A 20,017-nucleotide genomic window follows, 5' to 3' on the forward strand; every position below is an offset into this window, starting at 1 on the left:
CCTTTAGAGAGAGGTTAGATCGCTGGCTTCAGATGCCTTGGGCCAGCTTGTGGCGGGCGTCGCTCAAGACCCCTGCCAAGTCACGCAACAAGTCATCAGCCGCAAGGCTATCGCCCTTCGCCCCGACCCGCGCCTCCGGCAGCATCGGGAATGTCACAAGCGACACCTCCCAAAGCTCCAGTTCCGTCAAGAGCCTCTGGCCCTTCTTGTTCTTCGTCGCTTTGCGCGTGCGGTATCCGATCGACAGCCCGTCAATCGCCCCCGCCGCAATCAATTCCGCCGCCTCGCGGCCCTTCGCAACTTCGGTCAGTAGGCGCCCCTTCACATAGAGCCCCTTGCCGTCCTCGCGCACCACGTCCCAAATACCAATGGGCTGTGCAGGGTCGTGTTGCCATAGCATTTTTACGCTGCGCCCCTTTGCAGAGAGCTGTGCCAGCGACGCTGCATAGGCCCCGGCCTCAACAATATCGCCGCCCTGATCACAAGCCCCAAACAAGCTCGCATAGCCTTCGATCTGTGTGCCATCCGTGACCGAAACGCCCTCGTCAAACCGACAGAATTTCTGCTCAAGGCCCGCTGTGTAATCCATTGAATTCATAATGTCTTTCCTCATTTCGGCGCCATATCCAGGAGCGAAGCAACGCCCTGCGCCAAGATCACGCCCACAACCCCGTAAACCGCCAACCACAAACGTCGCTCAAGCCGCTCGATCATCACTTCGATCCGCCCAAGCCGCTGCTCCAGAGTTGCAAACTGCAGCTTACTCACCCGCTCATTGGCCTCGATACGGGCCGATGCGGCGTCGAAACTGTCATAGAGAAAGCGTGACCCGCTCGGTGTTGGGTTCGGCGCACTCATTCTTCCTCTGCCTGTTTGGGAAGCCCGAGCAGCGCGCGTTTCTCGGCCTGCGTCAGGAACGTCGCCTCACTGACCCGCCGCCATTGGGAATCCCGCTCCGCCGAAAGCGCCGTCACCTGATCAAGATCGGGGCGCAAATCCAGCTTCTCCCCCGTATACCGCGCCAGCCAAGCCCCCACGCTCGCCGCCACCCGCGTTGCCAATGGCACCACCGTCAAACGGTAAAACGCGCGGTTGGCCTCCTGATAATTGGCGTAAGTCGCATCGCCTGGAATACCCAACAGCATCGGCGGCACCCCAAAGGCAATCGCGATCTCGCGCGCCGCTGCCTCTTTGGTTTTCTGGAACTCCATATCACTTGGCGAGAACCCCATCGGCTTCCAATCCAAACCGCCCTCAAGCAACATCGGGCGTCCCGCATTTGCCGCTCCCTGATGATACGCCGCCATTTCGTCCTGAAGGCGCTCATACTGGTCATGGCTCATGCTCTGCCCGTCTGGACCGTTGTAAACAATCGCACCACTCGGACGCGCGGCATTATCCAGCAACCCCTTGCTCCATCGGCTCGCCGCGTTATGCACATCCAGCGCACTCGCCGCCGCCTGCATTGGGCTAAGACCATAATGATCATCCTGCGGGTGGAAGCTCTTAATGTGGCAAATCGGGCTAACCACACCGCTTGCATCAAACCGATGCTTCCGGCTGCCCACCGCATATTCATACGCCGCGGGCCAGCCATCCTCGCCTGGAACAATACGCATTCGATCGCTCCGCAAGACATGCAGCTCAAACGGCGCGCCCTCCTCCGTCGCAACAGCCTCCAGATACCCGTTTCCGGTTAAGAGGAGCTGCCCAAACAGGCTTTCAAAAAGCTCTGCCCGCCCCTGAACTGCATTCGGCTCTGCAAGCAGGCTCAGAACAGGATGCTCCTCAAAGCGCTGCCCCTTATCCTGCAACACCAATGGCAAGGCTGCTGCGGCTTCTGCAATCAGCTTGACCGAACGAAACCCAACCGGATTATTCGCAAACCCCGTTTTCGTGAGCGAAACCGTATCGCGCGGGCTCCACGCCACACGCCCCGAACCGCTATAGGCCAAGACGCGTCCCGTTGCAGAGGCCTTCTGCTCAATCACAGGCGCCGCCGCCTCACCGCGTTTCAAAAAGTCAAATACCATGTGAAGAAGCTCCTGTGTCTTCGCCAATTTTGCCCGAACCATCCCCGCTCAATCACCCAAGCTGCGCTACGCAACCCTCTGGCAATCAATGAAAATATCGTTCGATCTTTGCTGAATTCAGTTTCTCAGAAATGCCTAAAGATGCGTTAAAGGCTGCGTACGCGGGGGTGTTGCGCGCCCCTGTTGGGCTGAATCAACAATTCCGTCACCGCCCACACCAGCGCATCTACGCGGTCGGGGCTTCCCTTGCCCTCGTACCCCTGCTGGGTCATACGGCACATCTGGTCCTCAAGCCCGTTCAGCGCCCCAAGGTGCTTGATCCGCCCCTGCGCATAGAGCGCAGCGACGGGCTCTGCCCGTGCGCTCTTGCCCTTGCTCGCCCGCACTGCCTTATACGGCACCAGCGCATCAACCTGTCGGATCACCGACTCAACCAGATCACCGCCCTGATTAACTTCGGCCACAAGACAATCCGCCTCATGCCGCTCCATCGCCGCCAGCGCTGCTCGCGCCCACTCATCCGGCGTGGCCCCGCTTACCGTGGCATCCTCAAGCACAACCGCGTGCCAGTCCTTCGGTGCGCCCTTGGTGTTCGCACCCACCACAACGATCCCGCATTCGTCCGAACCCTTATGCCCCGTCACGGGCGGATCAACCGCCACAACAACGCGTCCCAACGTACCCGCTTCCTCGACCCGTGCCCGATCCAGCAAGCCCAGCGTCCAAAGCGCGCCCTGCGTATCTTCCAGCAACTCGCCATCAAGCTCCTGCCGCCCAAGCCGCGTTCCCGCATAGCGATTGCGCACCTCCTCAAGGAAACTCTCCGCCAGATATGCACGGTTCGCCTCCGTTGGAGCTTGGGTTACAACCGTGGTCGGGTTGCTAAGAATGCCCTTCAGGATTGGCACATTGCGCGGTGTGGTCGTCACGCATTGGCGCGGCACTTCCCCCAATCGCAAACCAAATTGAAGCATATCCCAAGTCTCCTCTGCCCGCTTCCACTTGGCCAGTTCATCCACCCACGCCGCATCAAACTGCGGCCCCCGAAGGCTCTCTGGATCATGAGCAGAGAATATCTGCGCCGTCGCCCCATTGGGCCACAACAGCCGCTTTCGCGTCGCCTGCCACTCAGGGCGGCGGTCTGGCGGAGAACAGGCCAATATCCCGCTCTCGCCAAACACCATAACCTCACGCACCTGATCGATGGTTTCCCCAACAAGCGCCACACGGCGCGAGCGCCCCGCATCCAGCGGCTTTGCCCCCTCAACCTCAGAGCGTACCCATTCCGCCCCAGCGCGCGTCTTGCCCGCACCACGGCCGCCCATGATCACCCATGTGCGCCAATCCTCACCCTCCGGCGGCAACTGATGCGGAAACGCCCAGAACTCAAACAGCCAAGGCAGCGCCAAAAGCGCTCCCTCGCTTAACTCATTCAGAAACACCTCCTGCGCCAACTGTGGCGCGGAGGCGAGCCAACCGGCCCCGAATTTCAGATCGGGCGCTGTCAAAGTCGATGGCGAAGTCGTGAACGATTCCGGCGTTCTGCCTGCGGAGTTTCTCAACGCGTACCCTTTCTTCCATCACGGACTGAAGCGATTTACTCAAATCCCGCACGAGGCCATTTGCCTCTTTTGCGGTTTCGGGCTGGCCTTGCTCAACAGCAACAACCGCCCTGTCCAAAGCGCCCGCAAGGCGCTCAAAGTGTTTTTCTGCAATCCCAAGCAGCTCTGCCGAATTGCCTCTATCCTCATCGGGTGTGATCAATGTCATAAGATCTATCATCCGCCTCTCATGCTTGCCCGCACGAGAGAAATGAGCAGATTTCCAGCGCTTCCCGCGCCCTTCTCAAACCTGTGTCATCTCTTCTAGCTCAGGAATGCACTATGCCCGAAAAATATCAAAAAATCAATTTTTTCAATACCTTGAACGCAACACCCCTGCGCACGCACCCGTTGCACAGAATGCAATTTCCGTTAACACTTTCGCCAAATTGCGTTTGTTAAAAACGAAAACGGCCCGCCCCGAATTTCGGGACAGGCCGCTGATTTCATTCCGTTTTCAAAGGCGCTCGCGCGTTACTCCGAAGCGTTGCGCTCCGCTTCGATTTTGCGCCACTTCGCAACATTATCGTTATGCTCGCTCAGCGTCTTTGCAAAGGCATGGCCACCGGTTCCATCCGCCACAAAGAACAAATACTCCGTGTCGTCCGGGTTCAGCGCGGCCTCAATCGCTGCGCGTCCTGGGTTGGCAATCGGTGTTACAGGAAGCCCGTCGATCACATAAGTGTTCCAAGGTGTTTCCCGCCGCAATTCACTCTGCCGCAAACCACGACCAAGTGCGCCTTTGCCTTCGGTCACGCCATAGATCACTGTCGGATCCGTCTGAAGGCGCATACCTTGCTTGAGGCGGTTCACGAATACGCTCGCCACTTGTTTGCGCTCCTCGGCAACGCCGGTTTCTTTCTCGACAATAGAGGCCAGAATGAGCGCTTCTTCCTTGGTTTCAAGCGGCAAACCTTCAGCGCGGTTCTGCCAAGCTTCGTCAAGGATCGCTGTCTGACGACGTGTCATCTCTTCGACCAATTCGCCACGTAACGCCCCCTTGCGAAGCTCATAGCTATCTGGTGCGAGCGTACCTTCCGCAGGAACCTCAGTTACCTCACCAGTCAGGAAATCCGCCGCTTTTAGCGCCTCGATCACCTGCCAACTCGTAGCACCCTCAGCGAGTGCGACACGATAGCGGAGGTCGCCACTTTCCGCAGCCTCGGTGAAGCCAGCCGGAACCTCGTCGGCATTCGGGTCAAAGCTGAACTTCTCTTCGAAACGGTTGGTTTCCGGATCAAGCTCACGCAATTGAACTTCGCTCCTTAACACCCCGATTCTATAGACAATTTCCGATCCGCATGTGGAACGACCGTCGCCGGTTACGAGGTCAACGATACCTTCCATCGAAGCCCCCGCAGGAATAAGGAAACTACCCGCCTTAAGGTCTGCGGCCTTATCGGAATAGTTCACCCCGACCCGAAAAAGATACCCGCTCGAAATCGCGCCCTGTTCGGCCAAACTGGTCGAAACGTGGCCCATGGTCGAGCCTTGTTCGACCCGCAAACAGATCGCCTGCTCAAGCGGTCCTTCGGCGCTATATTGGTTCTTTGCCCACAACAACATTCCGCCCGCGCAGAACATAAGCACAAGCAGGAACGTCAAAGCGCTTGACGTAAAATTTCGCCACATCAGCTGTCGACCTTACCGAAAATCACACTCGCGTTGGTGCCGCCAAACCCGAAGGAATTGGACAGTGCCACATTGATCTCGCGCTGCACGGCTTTATGCGGCGCCAGATCGAGCTTCGGCTCTACATCAGGGTTATCAAGGTTCAGTGTCGGCGGCGCGATCTGATCGCGGATCGCCAGAATACAGAAGATCGCCTCAATCGCCCCCGCAGCGCCCAAAAGGTGCCCCGTTGCCGATTTGGTGGACGACATAGTGGCCTTCTCTGCGGCATCGCCCATGAGCCGCTCAACAGCGCCTAGCTCGATTGTATCCGCCATAGTGGATGTACCATGCGCGTTGATATAGTCGATATCCGCTGGCGTGATACCCGCACGTTTGATTGCGGCTTCCATAGAGCGGTAGCCACCATCACCATCGCTCGACGGCGCGGTGATGTGATACGCATCGCCCGACAGTCCATAACCAAGAACTTCGGCGTAAATCTTTGCGCCGCGCGCCTTTGCGTGTTCATACTCCTCCAGAACAACAACGCCCGCGCCCTCACCCATAACAAAGCCATCGCGGTCTTTGTCATAAGGGCGGCTCGCCTTGGTCGGATCATCCGCGTTTTGTGTGGAAAGCGCCTTACACGCGTTAAAGCCAGCAATCCCGATCTCGGAAATCGGGCTCTCCGCGCCACCTGCAATCATCACGTCTGCATCATCCAGCATAATAAGCCGTGCTGCATCGCCGATCGCATGCGCACCCGTAGAGCATGCCGTCACAACTGCATGATTCGGCCCTTTGAAACCGAATTTTATGCTAACTTGCCCCGAAACGAGGTTAATCAACGCGCCCGGAATAAAGAACGGCGAAACCCGACGCGGGCCCTTTTCAGCCAGCAAAACCGCCGTATCCGCAATCGAAGACAGACCACCAATGCCAGAGCCGATCATCACACCTGTGCGGCATTTGTCGTCTTCGCTCTCGGCAACCCAGCCTGAATCCGCAACAGCCTGTGTGGCGGCGGCCATGCCGTAAAGGATGAAATCATCTACTTTGCGGCGGTCTTTGGCATCCATATAGGTGTCTGGGTTGAAAGTACCGTCAGTGCCATCACCCAACGGGATCTCGCAAGCGTATTTCGTTGTCACACGCTCCGGATCAAACCGCGTGATGGTCCCCGCGCCCGATTGCCCGTCTAGCAACCGCGACCACGTATCCTCGACACCATCTGCCAGAGGCGTCACCATTCCAAGACCTGTAATTACCACTCGACGCATATTTTTCCCCGCCTTGTTTTGCGTTTCCACGCTTTTTACCGTGCCTTCTATAGCTTGGGCAAGCAAATGTCGCTGAAAACGGATTTATCGCCACAAAATGGCCGAGCAACCTGTTTTTCGGGCAGAAATTGCGCTTCAGCCCGTCAGACACCCCACCCAAACGCAAAACGGCGCCCGAAAGGACGCCGTTTACGAAAATTCTTGCGAAAAGCTTAGGAAGCTTCGGTGATGAACTTCACCGCGTCGCCGAATGTTTGAATTGTTTCTGCTGCATCGTCAGGGATTTCGATACCGAATTCCTCTTCGAACGCCATAACCAACTCAACTGTATCAAGGCTGTCTGCGCCCAGATCGTCGATGAAAGATGCGTTTTCAACAACTTTCTCTTCTTCTACGCCAAGGTGCTCGACGACGATCTTCTTAACGCGATCTGCGATGTCGCTCATAGTATTTCCTCATTCTCTAGACGGGGTGTTGCCACCCGTTTGTTTCCTGCCCGAAATGGGCGATTCACTGCCCTGCTACTGCAGGAAATCCACCAACACAAATTGCGCGGATGGCAATTCTGCGCCCCCTTTAGCATATCAACACGAATAGGCAAACGCTTTCCGAAAGATAAGGCCTTGGTCAGGGTAATCAAGTGCGCATTCCATTTATCGTTGTATCCCTGATACTTGATACCGCAAACCGCACCAGAAACAGGCCAAACCAAACGCCCCGCTCCCCATTCCCCTGAATTCCGCAGCGTCAATTGCCAGAATCCACTCGAATCAAACGCAACAATTGGGTTGGGTGCGGGAATACGGGGGCCGCACTGAGGATGAGGTTGGGCACAGTGTTTGGTTCATTGGAGTTCAGCAAGGGCCGAAAGCCTTAGAGCCAAAACCAATTAATGCACTTCCGCACAGTACCGAGCGCAGATTTTCCGCGTCTAGAGCATGAGAAAGCAAACACATAGCCATCAAAGCCCAACACATTTGCTTGGTAAGAAACAGTTTCCGATCATCAAATAGCGGCTTTGTTACTTTACTGGTCCGCCATTCGCTGCCACCGTAAATCAATTCTCAAAGAGCCTTTGTCTTATCGCTTGGAATAGGAGCTGCCCGATGCGAGCCTTTTTAACTCTATCACTATTTGCTGTTTCCACTGCCGCTTTTGCAGAGGACGTTGTAACGCCCGATACCTATATACGCGCAGAAGTCGACATGGCATTTGCACAATTTCAGGCAAATGCAGGAAGCGACGTTAACCGCTTCTACTATATCCGCAAACCTACGCCGCTCGAGGCTCAGGCCGTGGTCCGCATGAATCGAGACACGCTTTACGCAGCCGCGGTCGTTGATACTGAAGGCGGCGCAACCATCACGATTCCGGAGTTTCCCGATGACCGGTATTTCTCGATACTGGTGATCGACAATGATCATTATGCGCCAATGGTGTTTTATGAGCCTGGCACCTACGACATTCCGGGCGATACAAAATACGTGTCACTCATCATGCGGATACAGATAATGGACGCTTCAGACCCCGCGGATGTGGACCTTGTCAACCGCATGCAAAACGAGTTTGTCATAAACGCTTCCAGCCATGACTTGTTCCCAGAGCCACAATGGGACGTTGAAAGTATGCTCGCATTACGCGCTGACTATGAAGTGGAATTTCAAAAGTTCGACCAATACGAGCCCGACTGGATGGGGCCTCGCGGAGAAGTCAACGAAGAGACACGCCATCTTGCCGTTGCTGGCGCTTGGGGTCTCTTCCCAGAACGCGATGCCGTTTACATCAACTACTCCGGACCTGGCGCAGTTGAAGGTTGCTATACCGCAGAATACGACGTCCCGCCCAATGACGCCTTCTGGTCGATCACTGTCTATGGGGCAGACGGGTTCATGGAGAGCGACAACAATATCGTCAACGATAGAAACGTCGAGCTGAATGAGGATGGCACCTTCACGGTACACTTTGGGTCGGAGGCCGATTGTGGCGTGCAAGCAAACCGCGTCGATGTTGGAGATGGATGGAACTTTTTAATGCGAGTTTATCGGCCCGGCGATGCCGTTTTGGAACGCACCTACGTCCTGCCCAATGTCGAAAAGGTAGCGCAGTGATCTTTTTAAGAACTTCACACGAAAGAAGGGGCCAAGCGGCCCCTTCACTTCGTAAAGAGCGCGAACACCCTTAAGAGCCGCGCTGCTGTCAACTCCCTGAGCAGTATCGGCAGCATAGAATCCGAGATGATATAGTTTCGGGCGCAGGGCAATTAGACGTGTAACAGCAGTTGGAGCCTCTAGTGCATTTTCTAGGAGCTCGTATTCCCAATTCACGCAACATCGGCTTATCGCAGACCCCAAACGATCTTCACGCGCGGTTTGTCTTTAGGGTCGGCTTGACGTGTAAACAGAAAATTCAAAACAAGATCACCAACGCCTAATCAAACGAAGCGTCAAGAGAACTATACATTTTCTTGACACGCCGAAGCAGGCACTTCGACAAATCCGTAACGCTTTAACACGTCCTCAAGCGGGCCGTCGTTGAAACTGTCCGGCATTGGACCAGCGTGGTTAGTAGGACGCGTTCTACCCGCTCGTCGCTTGACCCATGATCTTGGTTTTAGGTAGCTGCCCGTTCCAATAACATCCAAACGGACTCCGCTTTTCGGCGCGTAAACAAAATCTACTTTGTCACTCGGGAATATGTCGCCTGCAACTTCGTTCTCTGCATCCGGCTCCACATGCAATGAATACAAATCCAGGTCTTGACCAACTAGAAATAAAACTCGACCGTCTCGTAACTCCAATAGAAATCCGGCACCTTCGTCTTCTTCCTCTTCGACCTCAACAACGGCCACAACTTCAAGGCGTTCGATGGCAGCAAAGCCGTCCTGCAAGTCTTGATCGACCAGTGCAGAAACGCCCGTGCTCGCTTTGATGTACTTATGCTCTTGGAGCGCCCACTTTCCAGAATACGCCAGAGATAGAACTGCTGAAGCCCCACACAGCCACCACTTCACGACCTCGAAATCGGGCCAACCGAACATCCACGCAGTAAAATCACAGAGTAGACCAAGCGCAACAAAAATGGTGAAAAACAAGATGAAAAAGAGGCCCGCAAAATTCAGATAGGTGCTTCGCTTTTCGTTCGCAGTTGAGTACGGCTTGAGTGTATCTCGATCTTGCCTAGTTAACGGTCTTTCGGAAATAGACATGTCTCATCCACAAAGCTTACCCACCTGATTATTGGACTATGCCGACGCCCCTCTTTCGGTTGCAAGACAATACTCGACATTTAGCACTCCAAAACAATATTGCACCTCGAGTTAGGAGCAAGCGAAGCCGCACTCGCTTAACATATTTAGGCAGCACGAAAAAAGGGGCCAAGCGGCCCCTCTCAAACTCACATTATGCTCAATGCCCTAAAGCATCGCCATGCCGCCGTTGACGTGCAGGGTGGAGCCTGTCACGTAACCTGCTTCAGGGCTGGCCAAATAAAGCACCGCTGCGGCGATTTCTTCGGGGGTGCCCATGCGCGAAGCGGGGATTTGCACGTTGATCTTTTCTTTTTGCTCATCAGTGAGCTTGTCTGTCATCGCAGTTGCAATGAAACCCGGTGCAACGGCGTTGGCGGTGATGCCACGGCTCGCCACCTCATAGGCGATGGATTTGGTCATGCCGACCATCCCCGCCTTGGATGCGGCGTAGTTGGCCTGACCGGGATTGCCCGTTGCGCCGACAATCGAGCCGATGTTGATGATCCGGCCCCAGCGGAAATTCATCATCGAAACACAATGCGCAACCGCGCTCAAAACCCTCGCCTGTAGCTGTAATTGAACGCTCCATGAGCAACCCAGCACGTTTCAAGTGTCAATAAACAAGGATTTTGCTGCCTATTATCACAGCTGTGCCTATGGCTGCCCTTGCACTTTGCTTTCTTAATCTAACCCACGGCAAACACATTGCGCTTTCATGGAAACACCTCAACCATAACGCTCTCGCCAAGCGGCTGGCGAAGTTCCATAGCAGTTTTTGAATGCGCGTGAAAATGACGCTTCAGTTCCGTAATTTGATCGATAGGCGATTTCCGCAATACTCTCATTCGAATACCGCAGCTCTTGAGAGGCAAGAAAAAGTCGCCACTGGCGCAGGTATTGCATGGGCGACATATCGAGCACCTTCCTGAAATTGGCAGAAAGCGTACTCTTTGATTGACCGGATTCAAATGCGAACTTGACCAAGTTCCAGTTCTTATTTGGGTTTCTGTGGATACTCGCCAAACAACTCGAGAGCCTCTTGTCCTGAACCGCCGCCAACCACCCCGCAGCCTGCGACCGACTACTCACAATCTCTCGCCGTAGAACCTCGAGCAATGCTATTTCTGTCAAGCGTTCAAGAACCTGGGGACTTCCAACCTGCGGTAGGTCCACCTCTGTGATGATCTGCGCGACAATCGCGGCCAGCCAATCATCCCCGTCTCCTGCTTGAGTGCTCAAGTGTATCATTTCAGGTAGCTGTGATCTGAACGGTTTGAAGTCCTTTATGTCGCTGATGACATATCCACACAGAATGCGGACCTCTGTTTTATCGTCGCCATAGCGCATGATCGGGACTTTATCCCAGGGCGCTGGCGGAAGGTCGCCTCCGGGATCAAATATGGGACCATTTTCTCCAACGCCAATCCAATGCGAAGCCCCAAATGGTAGCAAAACAATGTCCCCTTCGGACAACGTTTGTCGCACGCCGTCATACTCCAGCCAAAGCGTTCCGCTCGCAACGATATGGAAGCCGATTGCTTCTTTTGGCTTGTAAGGCGCTGGCGTCGCGTCGGTGCGCCAGATTCCGGTGGGGTTATAGCAGAATTGCTTTGAACTCACGATCCGCGTGTGGCGCAGCACATCCGAAATCAAGGCGTGCTGGACAACGTCAGTAAACTTTGGAATTTCGGCCAAACCTTCCGGAACTCTAGCTATATCCACCTTTTCCGACATGTCTCACAATGTCTCCGAGTTCAATCAATAGACGGAGAAGCATACCATGAGTGCAGCAACGGACAAACTGGTAGTCGTTATAACAAAGGGGATCGAGTCCGAGTTGTCTTCGGTCGCCCTGACGATCGCCAACGGAGGATTGACATCGGGCCTGAACGTCAGCTTGTTTCTCACAAGTAGCGGCGTTGATCTTGTGCGAAAAGGTGGACAGACCGTGACCCATGTTCCGCCATTGGACCCTCTTGAAGAAATGATCGCAAATTTTCAAAACCGAGGCGGCGTCATTTGGGCATGTCCACCCTGTGTGAAAGCGCGCGGGTATGAGGCCGACGATCTTCTCGACGGTGTCACAATTACCGGCGCGGCAGCGATGCACGAAGAAATCAAGGCAGGGGCGGCAACTCTTTCTTTCTAAGCGATCGGCGCCATGCGCCGACAGCACACTAGTTCTGCATGTAGGCGAACATCCCCACGCTGTGTCAAAACCTCAAATTGGTTATTGCCGCAGTAGAAGGCTGACACCATAGAGCAACAAAAAGGGGCCAAGCGGCCCCTCTCAAACTCACATTATGCTCAATGCCCTAAAGCATCGCCATGCCGCCGTTGACGTGCAGGGTGGAGCCTGTCACGTAACCTGCTTCGGGGCTGGCCAAATAGAGCACTGCTGCGGCGATTTCTTCGGGGGTGCCCATGCGCGAAGCGGGGATTTGCACGTTGATCTTGTCTTTTTGCTCGTCGGTGAGCTTGTCTGTCATCGCTGTTGCAATGAAACCCGGCGCGACGGCGTTGGCGGTGATGCCACGGCTCGCAACCTCATAGGCGATGGATTTGGTCATGCCGACCATCCCCGCCTTGGATGCGGCATAGTTTGCCTGACCGGGGTTGCCGGTTGCACCCACAATCGAGCTGATGTTGATGATCCGGCCCCAGCGGGCTTTCATCATCGGGCGCATCACACCACGACAGAGGCGCATGGTTGAAGTGAGGTTCACGTCGATCACCGACTGCCATTCCTCATCCGACATCCGCATGAAGATCTGGTCGCGGGTGATACCAGCGTTGTTCACAAGGATATCCAGCCCACCCATTGCCTCAATCGCGGCCTTCGGCAACGCATCCACCGCCTCGCCGTCGCTGAGGTTACAGGGCAGAACATGCGCCCGCTCGCCAAGCTCGGCGGCCAGCGCCTCAAGCGGCTCAACCCGTGTACCAGAGAGGCCAACGGTTGCGCCAGCGCCATGCAGGGCCTTGGCAATCGCGCCGCCAATGCCACCGGACGCACCAGTGACGAGCACTTTTTTACCTGTCAAATCAAACATATAAACCTCTATTCCTTAAGCGACGCTACGGCCGCAGCCACGTCATCGGGTGTGCCGACAGCACGGCATGTGATGGATTTTTCGATGCGGCGGATCATGCCCGAAAGCGCCTTGCCCGCACCGATCTCCCAAATCTCTGTGACACCCTGCCCGGCCATATAGGCCACGCTCTCGCGCCAACGAACCGAACCTGTAACCTGCTCCACGAGCATGTTGCGGATCAGGGTTGCGCTTGTTTCTGCTTCGGCACGGACGTTGGCCACAAGCGGCACCGCAGGCGCGTTCACGTCAACCTTGCTCAGTGCATCTGCCATGGCATCCGCCGCTGGCTGCATCAGTGAGCAATGGAAAGGGGCACTTACCGGCAATAGAACCGCGCGCCGTGCGCCGCGTTCCTTGGCAATCTCAATGGCGCGCTCAACGGCCTCTTTATGGCCTGACACCACGACCTGACCGGGATCATTGTCGTTCGCCGCCTGACACACCTGCCCCTGTGCGGCCTCTGCGGCCACCTCCTGAACAGCTGCAAAGTCCAGCCCCAACAAAGCCGCCATCGCGCCAACTCCAACCGGAACCGCTTTTTGCATCGCTTCGCCACGAATACGCAGCAAACGCGCCGTATCGGCCACAGAGATCGACCCCGCCGCCGCAAGCGCGGAATATTCACCAAGGCTGTGCCCCGCAACAAAGCTTGCGTCTGTGATCTTCACGCCCTCAACCTCAAGCGCACGCATGGCGGCAATCGACGTTGCCATAAGCGCGGGCTGTGCGTTTTGTGTGAGCGTAAGTTCGGAGATGTCACCCTCCCAGATCAGGCTGCTCAGCTTTTCGCCAAGGGCGTCGTCCACCTCGTCAAACACGGCTTTGGCCACTGGATAGGCCTCGGCCAGATCTTTGCCCATTCCGATCGTTTGGGCACCCTGTCCGGGAAATACAAATGCGCGCGTCATGCGGACTCCTGTTTTCTTTGTTTTCCTAGCAAATACATGGCGCACGGGCGGCTGTCCATGAGCGGCGCGGATAATGGCGGTAATTTCTTGCAATCACCGCTTTAAGGGCGCCGCAAACACCCTTCCCTCAAACGAAGAAGGGCCGGTCCCTTGACCAGCCCCTATACTTCAAATCAAATTTTGCGCTCGATCAGGCCGCTACGCTTGCCGCCACAGCCGCCGACCGCTCTGTCGTAACCGCACCAAGCGACGCGGTAACATTCATACCCAGCACATCGCGCGCCAGCAGATCACGCAGCAGCTTGAGATAATCAGCATCTTCGGTCAGCACCTCAATCGGATAGGCCGCATGGCGCATCATCAATGTTGCCTCATTACCCGCCTTGCCTTTCGCCTTGTCGCGCGACAGGTAAATGCTGGAGACCTCATCAAAGGCACAGCGGCGCAGGACAAGCTCTTTGCCGTTACGAGTACACAGAGTTTCACGCACTTCGCGGCGGGTTTGGTCAATCTGGAGCTGATAAAACGGACGTTGGCTCAGGAAATAGACCGCAAGCGTTCCAATCATAAGCAGGCAGAGCGTTGCAATCATCTTGAAGCTCTCAAGACCCGCTTCCTGTGAGGAACCAGGCATCAGCCACATACCGGCCGCAAAAGAAAACGCACACACAGCAACCAGCGTGGCAACACCCTGTGTGAGCCGCACCCAGAAACCCGCACGCGTTGGCATTTGGATTGCATAGCCACCTTTGCACATTGTAATATAGGGCAGCCGCTCAAGACGCTGTGTTTCCTGAAGTTGTCCTTGCTCTTTGGCTTCGGCGGTTGCTTCTGCCGAGGCACGAGCGCGGGCGCGTGCTTGATCTAACATCATACTCTGTCCTTCCTACCTGAGCGGCCTGCCGGATTTATTGCCGCTTCGTTAAGTATGATTTGCGCTCTCAATACGGGCGAAAATGGGGCAATTCTTCGGTTTTACCGCGAAAAGTGTATCCCTTCGCTCTAAAGGAGAGTGAAAGTTAAGGCCCCTCACCGCCCATTTCCATCCGCGCACACACACGCCGCATCTACCTTGTTTTCAACATGCTTCCCCGCGCTCTTGCATCCCCGCCGTACCCTGCTATAAGGCGGCTTCCTTCTGCGCATTTTGCAACAGCGCAGTCTCTCGTGATCGGGTGCAGAAGGGTAAACCCGGTCTTTGAAATGCGCCTATTATGAACGGAGATCGCATGCCACTATACGAGCATGTCTTTATCGCGCGTCAGGACTTGTCCACCGCGCAAGCCGAAGGCCTTGTTGAGCACTTCACCACAGTTCTCGCAGACAACGGCGGCAAGACCGTCGACAGCGAATACTGGGGCGTGAAGACCATGGCCTACAAAGTTAACAAGAACCGCAAGGGCCACTATGCCTTCCTGCGCACCGATGCCCCTGCACCGGCTGTTCAGGAAATGGAACGCCTGATGCGCCTGCATGATGATGTTATGCGCGTTCTCACCATCAAGGTTGACGAGCACGCCGAAGGACCATCGGTTCAAATGCAAAAACGCGAAGAGCGCTCCGAGCGCCGTCGTGAACGCGCGTAAGAAAGGGCTAACTCATGGCTACTAAACCATTTTTCCGCCGCCGCAAAGTTTGCCCGTTCTCTGGCGACAATGCTCCTGCGATCGATTACAAAGACACACGTCTTCTGCAGCGCTACATCTCTGAGCGTGGCAAAATCGTTCCTTCCCGTATCACTGCCGTTTCGGCCAAGAAACAGCGCGAGCTGGCCCGTGCGATCAAGCGCGCCCGTTTCCTCGCCCTGCTTCCCTACGCCGTTAAGTAAGGAGAAAGCACATGCAAGTTATCCTTCTTGAACGCGTCGCAAAGCTCGGCCAAATGGGCGATGTTGTGGATGTTAAAGCTGGCTATGCCCGCAACTTCCTCCTGCCCCAAGGCAAAGCGCTGACTGCGTCTGACGCAAACGTTGCTTCCTTCGAAGCACGCAAGGCACAGCTCGAAGCAACAAACCTTGAATCCCGCAAAGAGGCCGAAGCACTCGGCGAAAAACTCGACGGACAGCAGTTCATCGTGATTCGCTCTGCATCGGACGCTGGTTCGCTCTACGGTTCCGTTACACCTCGTGACGCTGCCGAAGTTGCAACCGCTGGTGGCTTCACAGTTGACCGCAAGCAAATCTCTGTTGATCACCCGATCAAAGAGCTTGGCCTGCACACAATGTCTGTGAAACTGCACCCTGAAGTTGTTGTGACAATCTCACTCAACGTTGCACGTTCCGAAGAAGAAGCCGAGCTTCAAGCTTCCGGTAAATCCATTCAGGAACTCGCCGCAGAAGCCGAAGCAGAAGCAGAATTCGAAATCTCCGAGCTCTTCGACGACATCGGTGCTGCTGCTGCAGACGATCTCGAGCTTGCGGGCGACGAAGCCCCAGCCGAAGACGCTGCAGAAGAGGAAGAGAAAGAAGCTTAAGCTTCACTCTTTACCAGAATTTGAAAGCCGCGCAGTTCTGTCTGCGCGGCTTTTTCTATGGCTCCGTGCCCTTCATCGATGGCACCTCCCCGACGCCTCGCCCTTCAGGCAAACCGGTTCTTCACGAATTTAGGGTAATAATCCCCAGAACATCCATTCCGTTAAATACGGAATCGATGGCAATGGTGGCCAAGATGATCCCCATAACACGGCTGATTACATTTGCCCCCGTTGCGCCGATGATCCGATGGATTTGCTTTGCAAGTATCAGCAAGGCCAAGGTGACGAGCAGGACAAGCGCCAAAAGAACCGCTGTAACCAGCTGCTCTGAAAAGGAAAATCTTTGATTGTCGGTCAGAACCACAACACCAAGCATCGCCCCCGGAGAGGCAATCGACGGTATCGCCAATGGGAAAACCGCGCCTGATAAGTGGTCCCGCTCTGCTTCATGCTGCTCGGCCTCGGGCTTGGACTCACCAAAAATCATGGTCATGGCAAACAGGAACAGGATAATCCCTCCCGCGACCTGAAACGCCCCTAATCTCACGCCAAGCGCCTCGAGTATGAGTTGCCCACCGACAAGGAAGCCAAACAGAACCAGTGCGGAAATTACGACCGCCCGTATTGCAAATCGAGTATGTAACGCCGCAGGTATGCTCGCCGTTGCGAACAGAAAAATCGGAATTGACCCGATAGGATCGACCACCGCGAAAATCGTGATGAAATCTTTAATTATGACGGACCAATTCATCGAGAAAATACCTTTGGGATAATGCGCAGACCATAAAGCAACGGCCCCAAGAAATGCAATCAGATGACCGATTTCTTCATTCGGCATGTCATTAAGTGCGGCTGGGCGCGCACGACTATCCATCTGTAAATACAGGCATTTCCACCCTTCCTACAGGCCAACCCGCCCTCTCCTGTATAGCAACGCACCATTTTATTCACCCAAAGGGTTGAATATTGACGTCGCCTATGTATATTAACCCATATGGTTGAATATAAAGATACAGATGAGGATCTCTCCTTGATCCTGAAAGCGGCGTCCGATCCGACGCGTCGCGCCCTGCTCACGATGTTGGTGCAGCAAGGGCCAACGCGCGTCACGGATCTGGCGGCAAATTTTGATCTCTCGCTGAATTCGGTGAGCAAACACATCCGTATCTTGGAGACCGCTAAATTGGTGGAGCGCAAAACAATCGGCCGCACCCACCTGATCTCGGCCAATCTCGCGCCGATAAACTTGATAGATCAATGGTTTAACAATCTTCGTTCTATCTGGGATCTTCGCTTGGACAAACTTGACTCTCTGCTCACAAAGGAAACCGACGATGACTGATACAATGAACGAACTCTCTCTCACCACATCCCGCCACATCAATGCCCCTGCCAAGGCGATCTATAATGCGTGGCTGGACCCTGAAATGTTGATGAAATTCATGACACCGGGCGAAGGCGTGACCGTGCCGCGCAGCAAGACCGACCCAAAGGTCGGCGGTGGCTTTGAAATCATCATGCTGACACCAGACAACAACGAGCTGCCCCACACCGGCACCTACAAAGCGCTCGATCCACACAGCCGGATCGTCTTTACATGGCAGAGCAACTATTCGCCTGACGATAGCGAAGTGACGCTTGATTTCGTTGAGAAAAACGGCGGCACGGACGTGACCCTCACCCATGTGAAATTCCTCAACGAAGAGGCCCGTGACAATCACGAAAAAGGTTGGGGTCTCATCCTTCAAACGCTTGAAAACGCGCTAAAATAACGAGGTCTATATGGAAAACGAAGCAATGGCTATCAACTGGCTTGCCGTCTTTGCGGGCACGATCGTGGCCTTTATTTTCGGAGCGATCTGGTATCATCCCAAAGTCATGGGCACCAAATGGGCCGCAGGGTCCGGAATCGACATGAGCAAGATCAGTGGCACGCCCGTGTTTGCCATGGCTGCCCAAACGCTGGCGCTGTTTCTGCTGGCGCTCGTGGTCGGCATCACGGCCACCACGGATGCGCTCTTTACAGCAATTTTTGCAATCCTCGCCGTTGGGGTGCATGTGGTGTCTGCGGGGGCGTTCCTACAAAAATCAGGTGCGGCCTTGGCCATCGATTTTGGCTATCTATTCCTCAGCGGCGCAATCATGATTGTCGCGCAAGGGATTTTCTAGGCTCAAAGCCTTAAGACAAAGAAAAAAGGGCTGCCCTCGCGGGTAGCCCTTTCTCGTTTCTGCAAAGGTCAGAAACCTTAGATATCGTCGAGCGCTTCAACAGCTTTTTCGAGGTCTTCTTTGGAGACTTCTTTCTCGGAAACGTCAGCCAGTTCAAAGACATAGTCGATAACTTTGTCTTCAAAGATCGGCGCACGCAGCTGCTGCTGCATTTGAGCGTTTTGCTGAACGAATTCAAAGAACTGACGCTCCTGACCAGGGTACTGGCGCGCTTGGTTCATGATCGCTTGCGTCATCTCGGCGTCTGTGACTTCGATCTCGGCTTTCTGGCCAATCTCGGCAAGCAGCAGACCAAGACGCACGCGGCGCTCGGCAAGCTTCTTGTGCTCGTCGGTTGCTTCGATTTCTGGGTGGTCATGGCCCTCTACGTCAGGGTTTTCCTCATGCCACAGCTGGTGTGCGATCTGGCCAGCTTCCGCGTCAAGCAGCGAAGGTGGCAGTTCGAAGGAAACAACACCGTCAAGCGCATCCAGAAGCGCACGCTTCTGTACCGCACGCGCAGCGCCCGCATATTCAGCTTCAAGGCGCTCTTTCACTTGGCCCTTGAGAGCTTCGAGGTCTTCGGCACCAAACTGCTTGGCCAGCTCATCGTTCAGCTCTGCTTTTGCAGGAGCTTTAACGGCTTTCACTGTACAGTCGAAAACTGCTTCTTTACCGGCGAGGTTTTCAGCTTGGTACTCGGCAGGGAATGTCACGTTAACCGCAACTTCGTCGCCTGCTTTTGCGCCGATCAGCTGGTCTTCGAAACCAGGGATGAACGAACCGGAGCCCAGAACGAGCGGGAAGTCTTCTGCGGAACCGCCTTCAAACAGCTCGCCGTCAACCTTACCAGCAAAGTCGATAACAACTTGGTCGCCGGATTTGGACTTTGTGCCCTTCTTGCGGTCTTCGAAGTTCTGTGCGGACTCAGCAAGGTTGTCGAGTGCTTCAGCAACAGAAGCGTCATCCGCTTTTGCGACGAGCTTCTCGAGCTTGATGCCTTTGAGGTCAACTTCAGGAATTTCTGGAAGAGCTTCGTAAGCAACAGACACTTCAACGTCGTCGCCCTCTTTCCAGTCTTCGTTGGTCATTTTGATTTCCGGCTGAAGCGCAGGGCGGTCGCCGGACTCTTCAAAATGCTTGCCCATGGCGCCATCGATCGTTTCTTGAATGGCTTCGCCCATGACGCGCTGACCGAATTGCTTTTTCAGCAGAGCGAGAGGCACCTTGCCCTTGCGGAAGCCTTTCATTTCGACTTCTGGCTGAGCTTCTTTCAGCTTTTCGTTTACTTTCGCGTCGAGATCGCCAGCAGGGATAACGATTTGGTAACCGCGCTTCAGGCCTTCGTTCAGGGTCTCTGTGACCGACATATTTGTCCTCATGTATCATAGGCCGCTCGGACGCGGCGGATGGCTTGTAAATCAGACGCCCTTCTAGGGCTCGCAGCCCAAGGATGCAAGGAGAAAGGGGCCGACTTGTCTTGGTTGGCGGGAAGATACCTGTATCAGCAGAACAATCAGGTCAATTCAGGCGCGTAGCACACAATCAGGGGCCCTAAA

The 20,017-nt window shown here is 55.0% G+C and carries 23 protein-coding genes and 1 pseudogene; 8 read left to right on the forward strand and 16 right to left on the reverse strand.

Annotated features, from left to right (window positions below):
* Positions 1-28 precede the first annotated feature (28 nt).
* The 8 genes from OU789_RS08120 to OU789_RS08155 all read right to left on the reverse strand — a co-directional run bounded on the left by OU789_RS08120 (position 29) and on the right by OU789_RS08155 (position 6,974).
* A complete protein-coding gene (locus tag OU789_RS08120; RefSeq protein ID WP_274656021.1) occupies positions 29-589 on the reverse strand; it encodes an HK97 family phage prohead protease in 561 nt (186 codons plus the stop codon).
* Between the two features lie 20 nt (positions 590-609).
* Positions 610-858: a GTA head formation protein, RCAP_rcc01685 family gene (locus OU789_RS08125; protein ID WP_263952905.1), complete on the reverse strand. Its 249-nt coding sequence runs from the start codon at positions 856-858 to the stop codon at positions 610-612.
* Complete coding sequence (locus OU789_RS08130; protein ID WP_274654916.1) at positions 855-2,033, reverse strand: phage portal protein; 1,179 nt, start codon at positions 2,031-2,033, stop codon at positions 855-857. The genes OU789_RS08125 and OU789_RS08130 overlap by 4 nt, the downstream gene beginning before the upstream one ends.
* A 146-nt stretch (positions 2,034-2,179) precedes the next feature.
* Entirely contained in the window at positions 2,180-3,526 is a 1,347-nt protein-coding gene (locus tag OU789_RS08135) for a DNA-packaging protein (RefSeq protein WP_274656022.1), read from the reverse strand.
* Positions 3,462-3,815 carry a hypothetical protein gene (locus OU789_RS08140; RefSeq protein ID WP_263952903.1) on the reverse strand — a complete coding sequence of 118 codons (354 nt, stop codon included), beginning with the start codon at positions 3,813-3,815 and terminating at the stop codon, positions 3,462-3,464. The genes OU789_RS08135 and OU789_RS08140 overlap by 65 nt, the downstream gene beginning before the upstream one ends.
* A gap of 293 nt (positions 3,816-4,108) precedes the next feature.
* The gene (gene mltG, locus OU789_RS08145) at positions 4,109-5,266 is read right to left on the reverse strand and encodes an endolytic transglycosylase MltG (protein ID WP_274654918.1); all 1,158 of its coding nucleotides are present in this window, start codon (positions 5,264-5,266) and stop codon (positions 4,109-4,111) included.
* Entirely contained in the window at positions 5,266-6,528 is a 1,263-nt protein-coding gene (fabF, locus tag OU789_RS08150; protein WP_263952901.1) for a beta-ketoacyl-ACP synthase II, read from the reverse strand. Before fabF ends, mltG begins: the two co-directional genes overlap by 1 nt.
* A 212-nt stretch (positions 6,529-6,740) precedes the next feature.
* Positions 6,741-6,974, reverse strand: a complete 234-nt coding sequence (locus OU789_RS08155) for an acyl carrier protein (protein WP_263952900.1) — start codon at positions 6,972-6,974, stop codon at positions 6,741-6,743.
* A 660-nt stretch (positions 6,975-7,634) separates the two neighbouring features.
* On the opposite strand from OU789_RS08155, the gene OU789_RS08160 reads away from it, so the two are divergent.
* A complete protein-coding gene (locus OU789_RS08160; RefSeq protein ID WP_274654921.1) occupies positions 7,635-8,636 on the forward strand; it encodes a DUF1214 domain-containing protein in 1,002 nt (333 codons plus the stop codon).
* A gap of 344 nt (positions 8,637-8,980) precedes the next feature.
* On the opposite strand, the gene OU789_RS08165 is transcribed toward OU789_RS08160, so the two are convergent.
* From OU789_RS08165 to OU789_RS08175, 3 genes and pseudogenes are all read right to left on the reverse strand, one after another.
* Positions 8,981-9,733 carry a hypothetical protein gene (locus OU789_RS08165; protein ID WP_274654923.1) on the reverse strand — a complete coding sequence of 251 codons (753 nt, stop codon included), beginning with the start codon at positions 9,731-9,733 and terminating at the stop codon, positions 8,981-8,983.
* Positions 9,734-9,940: 207 nt separating this feature from the next.
* Positions 9,941-10,363 (reverse strand): annotated as a pseudogene (locus OU789_RS08170) (SDR family oxidoreductase); the annotation flags it as partial.
* 138 nt (positions 10,364-10,501) lie between these two features.
* A complete protein-coding gene (locus tag OU789_RS08175) occupies positions 10,502-11,509 on the reverse strand; it encodes an AraC family transcriptional regulator (RefSeq protein ID WP_274654927.1) in 1,008 nt (335 codons plus the stop codon).
* A gap of 46 nt (positions 11,510-11,555) precedes the next feature.
* On the opposite strand from OU789_RS08175, the gene OU789_RS08180 reads away from it, so the two are divergent.
* Entirely contained in the window at positions 11,556-11,924 is a 369-nt protein-coding gene (locus OU789_RS08180; RefSeq protein WP_274654929.1) for a DsrE family protein, read from the forward strand.
* 166 nt (positions 11,925-12,090) lie between these two features.
* Here OU789_RS08180 and fabG read toward each other — a convergent pair whose 3' ends face one another.
* The 3 genes from fabG to OU789_RS08195 all read right to left on the reverse strand — a co-directional run bounded on the left by fabG (position 12,091) and on the right by OU789_RS08195 (position 14,652).
* Positions 12,091-12,828, reverse strand: a complete 738-nt coding sequence (fabG, locus tag OU789_RS08185) for a 3-oxoacyl-[acyl-carrier-protein] reductase (RefSeq protein ID WP_274654931.1) — start codon at positions 12,826-12,828, stop codon at positions 12,091-12,093.
* Between the two features lie 8 nt (positions 12,829-12,836).
* Positions 12,837-13,778, reverse strand: coding sequence for an ACP S-malonyltransferase (gene fabD / locus OU789_RS08190; RefSeq protein ID WP_274654932.1), 942 nt, complete (start codon positions 13,776-13,778; stop codon positions 12,837-12,839).
* Positions 13,779-13,968: 190 nt separating this feature from the next.
* Positions 13,969-14,652 carry a hypothetical protein gene (locus OU789_RS08195; protein ID WP_274654934.1) on the reverse strand — a complete coding sequence of 228 codons (684 nt, stop codon included), beginning with the start codon at positions 14,650-14,652 and terminating at the stop codon, positions 13,969-13,971.
* Positions 14,653-15,007: 355 nt separating this feature from the next.
* Here OU789_RS08195 and rpsF point away from each other — a divergent pair, with 355 nt between their 5' ends.
* Genes rpsF through rplI form a run of 3 tightly spaced genes read left to right on the forward strand, consistent with a single transcriptional unit; the run spans position 15,008 to position 16,250 of the window.
* A complete protein-coding gene (gene rpsF / locus OU789_RS08200; protein ID WP_263952894.1) occupies positions 15,008-15,364 on the forward strand; it encodes a 30S ribosomal protein S6 in 357 nt (118 codons plus the stop codon).
* Between the two features lie 14 nt (positions 15,365-15,378).
* Positions 15,379-15,606 carry a 30S ribosomal protein S18 gene (gene rpsR, locus OU789_RS08205; RefSeq protein WP_025061827.1) on the forward strand — a complete coding sequence of 76 codons (228 nt, stop codon included), beginning with the start codon at positions 15,379-15,381 and terminating at the stop codon, positions 15,604-15,606.
* Positions 15,607-15,617: 11 nt separating this feature from the next.
* A complete protein-coding gene (rplI, locus tag OU789_RS08210) occupies positions 15,618-16,250 on the forward strand; it encodes a 50S ribosomal protein L9 (RefSeq protein WP_263952893.1) in 633 nt (210 codons plus the stop codon).
* Between the two features lie 121 nt (positions 16,251-16,371).
* On the opposite strand, the gene OU789_RS08215 is transcribed toward rplI, so the two are convergent.
* Positions 16,372-17,001, reverse strand: a complete 630-nt coding sequence (locus OU789_RS08215) for a MarC family protein (protein WP_274656023.1) — start codon at positions 16,999-17,001, stop codon at positions 16,372-16,374.
* Between the two features lie 279 nt (positions 17,002-17,280).
* Between OU789_RS08215 and OU789_RS08220 the strand changes: the two genes are divergently transcribed.
* The 3 genes from OU789_RS08220 to OU789_RS08230 are packed head-to-tail and all read left to right on the forward strand — an operon-like array spanning position 17,281 to position 18,419.
* The gene (locus OU789_RS08220) at positions 17,281-17,592 is read left to right on the forward strand and encodes an ArsR/SmtB family transcription factor (RefSeq protein WP_263952892.1); all 312 of its coding nucleotides are present in this window, start codon (positions 17,281-17,283) and stop codon (positions 17,590-17,592) included.
* Positions 17,585-18,022, forward strand: coding sequence for an SRPBCC family protein (locus OU789_RS08225; protein ID WP_274654944.1), 438 nt, complete (start codon positions 17,585-17,587; stop codon positions 18,020-18,022). Before OU789_RS08220 ends, OU789_RS08225 begins: the two co-directional genes overlap by 8 nt.
* Positions 18,023-18,032: 10 nt before the next feature.
* A complete protein-coding gene (locus OU789_RS08230; RefSeq protein ID WP_274654945.1) occupies positions 18,033-18,419 on the forward strand; it encodes a DUF1761 family protein in 387 nt (128 codons plus the stop codon).
* Positions 18,420-18,496: 77 nt separating this feature from the next.
* Here the strand turns inward: OU789_RS08230 and tig are convergent, their stop codons facing one another.
* Complete coding sequence (gene tig / locus OU789_RS08235) at positions 18,497-19,828, reverse strand: trigger factor (protein ID WP_274654947.1); 1,332 nt, start codon at positions 19,826-19,828, stop codon at positions 18,497-18,499.
* Positions 19,829-20,017 lie beyond the last annotated feature (189 nt).

Source organism: Halocynthiibacter sp. C4, assembly GCF_028823805.1.
Lineage (GTDB): Bacteria > Pseudomonadota > Alphaproteobacteria > Rhodobacterales > Rhodobacteraceae > Falsihalocynthiibacter > Falsihalocynthiibacter halioticoli.